Raw genomic sequence first — 9,476 nt, 5'->3', positions numbered from 1 at the left:
CACTTATTATCTGAAATCAGGGGTAAAAATTACATAAGCAATATTGAGGTAGGTAGGGAATATAGCAGAGTAGGAAAAATAATTACTATTGATGTGACAGGAAACTCTGCGATGGCGAAAGCTACGATCACTAATAAAAACAAGGTATATACAGACTATTTATTATTGTTAAAGCTCGATCAGGGCTGGCGGATTAGCAATAAAATATTTACTGTGCAACAAACCGTTAGCCAGCAATATCAAAAACAATAAAATCCGTCCTACTTATCGATTAACCCCTGGATATAACCTTATCACTATTACATATACTCAGGGGACCTAGCTTGCCACACTCCCATGCGAGGTGTAACGACAAGGTAGTAGGATTAACCACTTTCTCTCGTTGCTCTTAAAAACTCGCGGACTCACCCACTACCATGAATACTTTTCACCGAGACTTGTCTCAAAAACTACTCGAGTTTCATTAGAAGCAACCTCGGTAATTTTAGCATCGCCATACACATGATAGAGTGAATTACCAAGAAAGAATGCACAAACACAATCCTAGATTGCTTTTCAGCAATTACATTTACTTTCACTTATAAATAATTCAAATCAATTGAAACTCAGACCAACAAGAACGTAGCAACACACTCCCATCAACAGTACCCCAGTCGCACGATTTAAATGGACAATGTAACGAGAAAGTGAAAAGGTATCGGACATTTTTTTACCTAATACTGCCCACAAACTCAGGCTTATAAAACAGATAACACTGTATATGCTAACGAACAGTATAAGTTGAGATAACTGACCCTTTTCTACAAATAAACTGGTACCCGCTACCGCTGCAAGCCAAGCTTTTGGGTTCAACAACATTAAGGCAGAGCCTGACCAAAACCCTAATTGTGACTTCGAAGAGAATTCTAAATTTGAATCCGATTTTAAAAACTGTATCGCCAAGTAAAAGATAAACCCACAGCAGAGCATTGCGATTAAATTAGTTAGCCAAATATATTGCTTTACCAATAAACCGAGTCCGAGGCCAGCACTAAACAAAACGGAGCAAAAGCCTATTGTCGCGCCCAAGACAAACGGCAATGTTCGCCCTACACCAATGTTTATCGCTTTCGAAAATATAATTAAGTTAACCGGTCCTGGCGTGATAGACATAGAAAAAGCATACAAACCCATAGCAAGTAAAACAGACATAATTATCTCCTTTTCAACTGCTAACGATAGTAACGCCATGTCATATGCATTATTAGATGGTATAAATAGATATCACTGTTCTAAAAACTTACTCAATATGATTGATGATTTAAAAAGTATTGCCATATTTGCGACCGTAGTTGAACAAGGGTCCTTTCGCGGCGCGGCACGAAAGTTGAGGCTTTCTCCCTCAGTTGTCAGTTATCACATTACAGCGCTCGAAAAGAAACTGGACGCAGCACTTCTGTACCGCTCAACTCGAAAATTATCACTCACTTCTCAAGGAAGAAAGCTGCAAAAAGTCAGTGAAACGATGCTTTGTACTGTGGAGCAAGGGCTGCTATCAATCTCAGAGCAAAACGAAACGCTAAGCGGTAAGTTAACTATTAGCCTTCCCACAGCATTAACGCGTTCTTATTATTCACGCTCATTGGCTAATTTCTGCAAGCAACACCCAAGCCTAGAGGTTGATATCATTTATAGTGACATTTTTGAAAATTTGATTGAAAAAGGGATAGACATCGCAATACGTGCTGGTGAACTACCAAGTAGCGATTTAAAGAGCAAACGGCTAGGCCAAATTGAAAGAAAGCTTGTATGCCACCCAAAGCTATTAGAACAACAAACGCCTCCAAAACAACCACAAGATCTTATACAAATACCTTGGGTTAAACTCTCGAGTTTACCAGCAAAACGGCGTCTAACTCACCCAATACATGAGAGCGTTGAAATCGAGTTTATTCACAACGTTTCAGTGAATAGCGTTGAAGGAATGACACAGCTGTGTATCGATGGTTTGGGCGCAGCTACTCCACCAGCCTATTTAGTAAGTGACTATTTAAACACTGGGGCACTCATAGAGCTTATACCTGATTGGCGTGTATCGCCTATCCCAGTTTTCGCAATTTGGCCTAACAACGCGATGAAAAAGAGCGCGACCATGCGGTTGGTTGCGCATCTTGCAAAGGCTATAACTTAAAAGAACCCAAGCGGACTTTCACTATAGCTGACTAGAAGGTTTTTTGTTTGTTGATAATGGTCGAGCGCTTTTTTGTGCGTCTCACGTCCAATTCCAGAGCGCTTATAACCACCAAATGCTGCGTGAGCAGGATACATGTGATAGCAATTAGTCCACACCCTACCCGCTTCAATTTTGCGCCCAAATTGATATGCTCGATTCATATTGCGCGTCCACACACCGGCACCTAGTCCAAATTCACTGCTATTGGCCATTGCCAACGCTTCAGACTCATCTTTAAAGGTACACAAAGAGATCACTGGTCCGAATATTTCCTCCTGAAACACTCGCATATTGTTATTGCCTTTGAGCAAGGTAGGCTGGATGTAATAGCCATGGTCAAATTCGTTATCCAGTTTTTCAACGTCGCCGCCTAGCAATACTTCTGCACCTTCTTGCTTACCTATATCTATATAACTCAGTATTTTATCAAACTGTGCCTGAGACGCTTGAGCACCTACCATGGTGTCAGTATCCAATGGATTTCCTCGCTTAATAAGCTGAGTCCGCTCAATGACTTTGGCGATAAACTCATCATAAATATCTTCTTGTACAAAAAGACGAGAAGGACATGTGCACACCTCCCCCTGATTAAAGTAAGCCAGTACAGCGCCCTCAATGCATTTGCTTAAATACGCATCATCTTTTTCCATCACATCATTAAAGTAGATGTTGGGTGACTTGCCTCCAAGTTCTACCGTTGATGGAATAATATTATCAGCGGCACATTTTAGTATATGCGCGCCTACAGGCGTAGAACCAGTAAAAGCAATTTTTGCAATTCTACTGCTTGTCGCCAGCGCTTCTCCGGCTTCTTTGCCAAACCCATTGACAATATTTAGTACACCCGCTGGAAGTAAATCCTCTATCAGCTCCAAGAGCAACAAAATTGATACTGGAGTCTGCTCTGCAGGCTTCAAAACAACACAATTTCCAGCTGCTAGCGCAGGTGCAAGTTTCCATGCAGCCATTAACAAAGGAAAGTTCCACGGAATAATCTGACCGACAACCCCCAAAGGCTCATGAAAATGATAAGCAACTGTATGTTCGTCAATTTCACCTATGCTGCCTTCTTGAGCGCGTATACAACCTGCAAAGTAACGAAAGTGATCTGCCGCAAGTGGCACATCAGCGGCTAATGTCTCACGAATCGCCTTTCCGTTGTCCCATGTCTCTGCGACCGCGAGGTATTCAAGATTGTCTTCAATTCGGTCAGCAATTTTGAGCAAAATATTACTGCGCTCAGTCACCGATGTTGTTCCCCACTTTTCTTTAGCTTGATGGGCAGCATCAAGGGCTAGTTCAATGTCTTTTTCATTAGAGCGTGCGACTAGACAGAAGCTTTTGCCATTTACAGGGCTGATATTTTCAAAGTAGGCACCATCCGCAGGCGGTGTCCACTTACCACCAATATAATTCTCATATTGGGATTTAAAATTCACAAGAGCATCGGGTGAGTTGGGATTTGCGTAAATCATAAGTGCCTCTTCAACTTGATGTTGTCATTATTTTTTATGGCCACATCTGCGTGGTCCTTTATTCATTTAATTGACATTAATAAAAAGGCAGATTAAAAACTTAACAATCCGTACAAAAAGTTTGCACATGAGTCCAAACAAGGAACAAACTTCAATGCTAGAACAATTAAATAAACAAAGGCAAAAAGTGTCGTCTCTGGTTGAAAACCGTGTGCACTTTGGTGCTAAAGGCGTTGAATTAAGTATTTATGATACCTATGAAAATGCAGAACATATTCGTCTATGTTCTAGCGAAGTGTTATTTTGCGGGATGTTGACCGGTAAAAAAGTGATGCACGTAAACAGCTGTGACTACCATCAGCCATTTTTGCCCAATGAGAGCTTTGTCTTGGCACCAAAGCAGGCGGTATATATCGACTTTCCTACAGCTTGTTTAGATAGACCGACCACTTGTCTAGCAATCGAGATCAGTAGAGACAAAATTTCCTCCGTTGCCGATATGCTCAATTGCGCACAATCGACCCAAGCGCCACATTATGAGTATCATAGCGAACTTGTGCACAACGAGCACAATGCACAAACCCAGCAATTACTGAATCGCCTCATCCATTTATTCAGCGAAAATGACCCTCAACGTGCTTTTTACATTGATCTTGCCTTAAATGAACTCGTCGCAAGACTTCTACAGCAACAAAGCCGAGATTTTTTATTCCAACAAATTAATCAGGGGTACATCAACACAGGGATCCATGCGGCAATAAGCCAAATGCAACAAGATCTAACCCAGCAATTGGATATTGAACAGCTCTCAAAAATCGCTTGTATGAGTCGCAGTAAATTCTTCGAGCAATTTAGGGTGACAATGGGCACCACACCACAGCAATGGCTACATGGCCAAAGGTTGATGTCTGCTCGAAAACAACTGCAACAGGGAGAAAACGTAACTAGTGTCGCATTTTCACTGGGGTTCAATCACCCCAGCCAATTAAGTAGAAGCTTCAAAAAAGCGTTCAACCAAACGCCTAAGCAGTACCAAACACAGTACCTAAAAAAGCAAAGTAATTAGGGTTGAAGTTGGAATTGTCTATGATGGGTACCTTTGAGTGTCATGCCCAAATACTCAAAAGTTTTTTGCAACATTTCAATAAATGCACTTGGCGCATCTTGGTGAATCGAAGTAGATAAAATGGAAAAGTGTTTCTCACGTAAGACCCTAAGCTCGGGTTGGAGAACTTCATCATCCATAAACTCGGTGATACGATCAATAAATGCTTTCATCCTTGGGGTTACCGCATACCAATAAACAGGCGATGCAAATACCACGTGGTCATACTGTAAAACCTCTCTAAACAGGCCCCTAAAGTCGTCATCTTTATTCTTGTGCTCGTAGCTATAGTCATGGATCACGAAATCATCTAAAAACAGCGTTTTTGCATTTAGATCACGGGCCAATTCTTCAACTGCGATTGACGTGTTACCTGCTTTACTTGCACTTGAATATACAATAATTGTGTTCAAAATAATTCTCCTATCGTTGATTTGCTGCTAGGCTAAAACCTCAACCTAAGTTTAGGTAAAGATTTTTTTATCATTTTTTTCAAGGGGCTATTAAAATGGCAGCGGCAAGTGAGCGTGACGAACCCAGATTGAGTGTGGGGCAAGTCGCAAAGCGAGCAGATGTAGCGGTATCGACACTGCACTTTTACGAAACCAAAGGGCTTATTCGCAGTTGGCGAAATGCGGGCAACCAAAGGCGATATAAAAAAGATGTACTAAGACGTATCGCCGTTATTAAGGCCGGTCAAAAAATGGGAAACTCACTCGTTGAGATTAAAGAAACATTGGCCAAACTTCCTGAAAGCCGTACACCTACAAAAGAAGACTGGGCGAGGATGTCTCGCTTTTGGCAAGCTCAATTAGACGAGAAAATTGCCTACATGATGCGTGTCAGAGAAATGGTCGACGGTTGCATTGGCTGTGGGTGCTTATCAATGAAATCTTGTCCCATGTACAACCCTGAAGATATTGTCGCAACAGAAGCAAATGGCGCGGTATGGCTAGACCACCCAGAGCAAGCCAAGGCTGCAAAAAATTGCTATGATAGCAAAAATTAAAAAATAGGAACAAGCGAATGAATAAAACTGCGCTCACTCTGGCAGTCGCAGCCGCGCTCACGTTAGCGGGTTGTAGTTCTACAAATACATCTACAGAAACGGCTGCAAAACCCGTTGCTCACGCAGCTCAAAATCAAGCTTTCAGTACATTTTCTGAAAAATTTATCGAAGATTTATGGCGTCAATACCCTGAGTTTTCTCAGTATGCTGGTTACGGAAAATACGACGACATTATCACTATTCCAAATGCGGCAACACGCGCTAGTAACATTCAATTCTCAAAAGACAAACTGGCAAAACTCTACAGCTTTAACGTTGATTCTTTAAGTGGAAATCAAAAAACGGATTACTATTTGATAGAGAACAGCTTAAAGAAAACAATTTGGAACACCGAGAAATTCAAAGGCTGGCAGTGGAACCCTTCGACTTATAACGTTTCTTATGGTTTCGCTAATATTCTAAATAGCCGCTTTAAATCAGAGTCTGAAAAGTTCAAAACAGTATTAGAGCGCTTAAAATATGTACCAGAATACTATGCTGCTGCTCAGCAAAATATTGACACCCCAACAATTGAATACACGCAACTAGCTATTGCACAAAACGAAGGTGCCTTTGCGGTTTTAAAAGACGACTTACTCGACGAGGTTGATGCTTCTGAAGTACTCACGGCACAGGAAAAAGCCTTATTTAAGACTCGCTTTGCAAATGCGAAAACAGCTATCAATGGTTATATCGCATTCCTGACGCAACTTGAAAAAGACCTGACTGAAAATGGTAATGCGCGCAGCTTTAGAATTGGTGAGGAGCTATACGAAGAAAAGTTTGCATTTGACATTCAATCTGGCTACACAGCTAAAAAGATGTACGAAAAAGCACTTGCAGATAAAGCGCGTGTTACAAATGAAATGGTCAAACTGACAGACCAACTTTGGCCAAAGTACTTTCCGGATACCCAAAGACCTGCAAATGATACGCAAGCTATATCTGAACTTATTAAGCATTTATCACAAAAACATGTAGCCAAAGAAGACTTTGTTACTGAGATCAAACGTCAAATTCCACTTCTTGAACAGTTTGTTATAGAAAAAGACTTGATAACGCTTGATCCAGAAAAGCCTTTAGTCGTGCGAGAGACACCTGAATACATGCGTGGCTTCGCAATGGCGTCAATCTCATCACCTGGGCCTTACGACAGCAAAGAGAACACCTACTACAACGTAGAACCATTAGAATTACGCACTGAAGAGCAAGCAAACTCTATTCTTCGTGAATATAACCACTGGATCTTACAGATTCTTAATATCCATGAAGCTGTGCCAGGTCATTACACTCAGCTTGTGTACGCAAACAAGTCACCTTCTTTGGTGAAAAGCATCTTACGTAATGGTGCAATGATTGAGGGTTGGGCCGTATATACTGAACGCATGATGCTTGAGGAAGGGTACGGCGACCACGAACCTGAAATGTGGTTGATGTACTACAAATGGAACCTGCGTGTAATTTGTAATACGATTTTGGACTATGGAATCCAAGTTAAAGGTATTAGCCGTGACGAGGGCCTAGATCTACTCATGAATGGCGCATTCCAAGAGCGTGCAGAGGCAGAAGGAAAATGGCGCCGTGCAACATTGAGTCAAGTGCAATTGACCAGCTATTACAGTGGGTATCGTGAAATATACGACTTACGTGAAAAACAAAAAGAGAAGCTTGGCAAAGATTTTGATCTAAAAGCTTTTCATGAAGAGTTTTTAAGCTTTGGCAGCGCACCGGTTAAGTACATCAACCAACTGATGAACGACTAACCCTTTGTATAAAGCCCCTCTCTGGGGCTTTTTCAGTTAAACTTCCCTATTAGCCAACTTACAGTCCAACTTCTACGACTCACTTATTCACGCTTACTTTAACTGCTTTGTATAACGCATAATCAAACTATTTGCGCAAAAGAATCACCATGACAACTTAGTTGTTCATACTAATTAAAGCTTTCAAAGTTGACATAAATTAAATTATAAATTCCCTAAATAATTGAAAAATCCCGCCGTCTTTATTCTCAGTAAGTCAACAAGGAACCATTATGAAATACGTATCACACTTACTTGGCGGTGTCGCACTCGCGATATCTACTGTTACAAATGCATCTGTTTTTCCAGATCCACAAAACTTACTGGCCCATTACTTAAGTGGTCAACCTACTGACGGTAATGCGCCTTTAACCGCAAGCATTGGCTACTTTAAAGAACATGACCAAGCGCTTAGAGAAATGCTCAACAACCAATCTCCTGAAATTGAGAGAATCTTACGAGGTGCTAGTTACTGCTATGCAGCCGTCGCGACTAAACCTGGAGCCGAACAACTACCTACACTGTATAGTCAAGATGGCCAATGTCAGCAAGTGCAAGCGCATAATGCAACACGTGGCTGGTATTATACAGATGCACAGTGCACGACGGCGATTGAATACAAAAACGAATCAGACACCGAGTTTTGTGTTCGTGAGTTTGATTACAAAGCTGAAAAATATGGTAACAGCGAAGATCTCAATTATGTGCAAGATGCATGGATGCCTGGATACTCCGCCACTTTGCCAGTTACTACTCGCCCTCAAAGTTTCTCTGAAGTCCCGCTTGTTCAACGTGCAACGTACAAAACGACATACAGTGAGCGAGGGGCTTGTCATCTAGAGATGCGAGTGTATAAAAATGCCAATGTTCACAATGCAACGCCTCTTATGATGATCCATGGTGGGGGCTGGTTAGAAAGACTGGGCACTGCCCGCACGGCAGAAGCACAAATAGCACAATTCACTGACGCTGGCTTTGTGGTTTATATGCCCTATTACCGCCTTGTAGAAGACCGCGAAGCTGGCCCCACATGTAATCAAGTGAATATTGAAGATAGTAAACAAGATATTCGCGATGCATACCTTTGGGCACTATTCAATAACTATAAATACACGCATAGCAACAAATCTATTCGCCTCACTGGACAATCTGCCGGTGGTCATATGTCAGTTTGGCTATCTCAACAATTTCCTTTCATGATTGAGAAAATCGCCCCTATGTTCCCAGTGCCAGACTTTGCACACCAGTTGAAAGAAGTTCAAGACGGCACGTATGTACACGGTTACATTGAAAGAATGATCGCAATCTTATCAGGTAAGTCAGACTGGCGTGATCTCACGGGTAATGAACCTGTTATCGTTAACAACAGCTTGCTTGAGTATGTTGAGCGTTACCCGTTCCTTGCACCTGACATGTTCATTAGTCATGGTATGGCGGATACTATCGTTTCTCCTAGTCAATCTCTCAGGCTTTGTAATGCGCTTTCTGGTGATATTGAAAATGGTCCAGCACAGGCCAATAGTTTAATATTTACAAAACAATATGCCCAAATTCAATGCCGCACAGGTAGCGAATTACATCTACTTGAGAAAGCGAATCACCATTTTGATGGATGTGGATTGGGACTATGTGATGTAGGCGGAGCCGACGGCTTAGCGTCAACCCAAGCATTGATAGGCAATATGATTGAGTGGCTAAAATAAGCACTTGATAGTTAAAATATATGCCGAGTTGGCACAACTGGGCATGCTCACTGGGCCACACAGTTAATTTGTGGCAAAACAATGATAACTATCAAAGCAAGGCTAATGCCTTGCTTTTTTATTTTAACTGC

Annotated in this window: 9 protein-coding genes; 6 read left to right on the top strand and 3 right to left on the bottom strand. The window is 41.6% G+C overall.

Translation table 11 applies throughout. The features are described 5' to 3' along the window. The coding region (locus N475_RS25245; RefSeq protein WP_162269620.1) for a nuclear transport factor 2 family protein at window positions 1-252 on the top strand (252 nt) is incomplete at its 5' end. Between the two features lie 342 nt (window positions 253-594). Here N475_RS25245 and N475_RS20895 read toward each other — a convergent pair. After that, complete coding sequence (locus tag N475_RS20895; RefSeq protein WP_063365889.1) at window positions 595-1,191, bottom strand: LysE family translocator; 597 nt, start codon at window positions 1,189-1,191, stop codon at window positions 595-597. A 37-nt stretch (window positions 1,192-1,228) separates the two neighbouring features. Here N475_RS20895 and N475_RS20890 point away from each other — a divergent pair, with 37 nt between their 5' ends. Continuing rightward, entirely contained in the window at window positions 1,229-2,170 is a 942-nt protein-coding gene (locus N475_RS20890) for a LysR family transcriptional regulator (protein ID WP_162269619.1), read from the top strand. On the opposite strand, the gene exaC is transcribed toward N475_RS20890, so the two are convergent. Continuing rightward, window positions 2,167-3,687 (bottom strand): acetaldehyde dehydrogenase ExaC, encoded by a 1,521-nt coding sequence (gene exaC, locus N475_RS20885; protein WP_063358952.1) that lies wholly within the window; start codon window positions 3,685-3,687, stop codon window positions 2,167-2,169. The genes N475_RS20890 and exaC overlap by 4 nt on opposite strands. A gap of 154 nt (window positions 3,688-3,841) precedes the next feature. Between exaC and N475_RS20880 the strand changes: the two genes are divergently transcribed. Continuing rightward, entirely contained in the window at window positions 3,842-4,753 is a 912-nt protein-coding gene (locus tag N475_RS20880; RefSeq protein ID WP_063358951.1) for a helix-turn-helix domain-containing protein, read from the top strand. On the opposite strand, the gene N475_RS20875 is transcribed toward N475_RS20880, so the two are convergent. Further along, complete coding sequence (locus N475_RS20875; protein WP_063365888.1) at window positions 4,750-5,205, bottom strand: flavodoxin family protein; 456 nt, start codon at window positions 5,203-5,205, stop codon at window positions 4,750-4,752. The genes N475_RS20880 and N475_RS20875 overlap by 4 nt on opposite strands. A 95-nt stretch (window positions 5,206-5,300) precedes the next feature. Between N475_RS20875 and soxR the strand changes: the two genes are divergently transcribed. The 3 genes from soxR (at window position 5,301) to N475_RS20860 (ending at window position 9,345) form a co-directional block, all read left to right on the top strand. Beyond that, window positions 5,301-5,801, top strand: coding sequence for a redox-sensitive transcriptional activator SoxR (gene soxR, locus N475_RS20870; RefSeq protein ID WP_063358949.1), 501 nt, complete (start codon window positions 5,301-5,303; stop codon window positions 5,799-5,801). A gap of 17 nt (window positions 5,802-5,818) precedes the next feature. Beyond that, window positions 5,819-7,603 (top strand): DUF885 domain-containing protein, encoded by a 1,785-nt coding sequence (locus N475_RS20865; protein ID WP_063365887.1) that lies wholly within the window; start codon window positions 5,819-5,821, stop codon window positions 7,601-7,603. A gap of 272 nt (window positions 7,604-7,875) precedes the next feature. After that, window positions 7,876-9,345 carry an alpha/beta hydrolase gene (locus N475_RS20860; RefSeq protein ID WP_063358947.1) on the top strand — a complete coding sequence of 490 codons (1,470 nt, stop codon included), beginning with the start codon at window positions 7,876-7,878 and terminating at the stop codon, window positions 9,343-9,345. Window positions 9,346-9,476 lie beyond the last annotated feature (131 nt).

It is taken from the genome of Pseudoalteromonas luteoviolacea DSM 6061 (assembly GCF_001625655.1).
Classification (GTDB): domain Bacteria; phylum Pseudomonadota; class Gammaproteobacteria; order Enterobacterales; family Alteromonadaceae; genus Pseudoalteromonas; species Pseudoalteromonas luteoviolacea.
The sequence above is the reverse complement of the archived record's forward strand: the minus strand, read 5'-3'. Positions and strand labels throughout refer to the sequence as shown.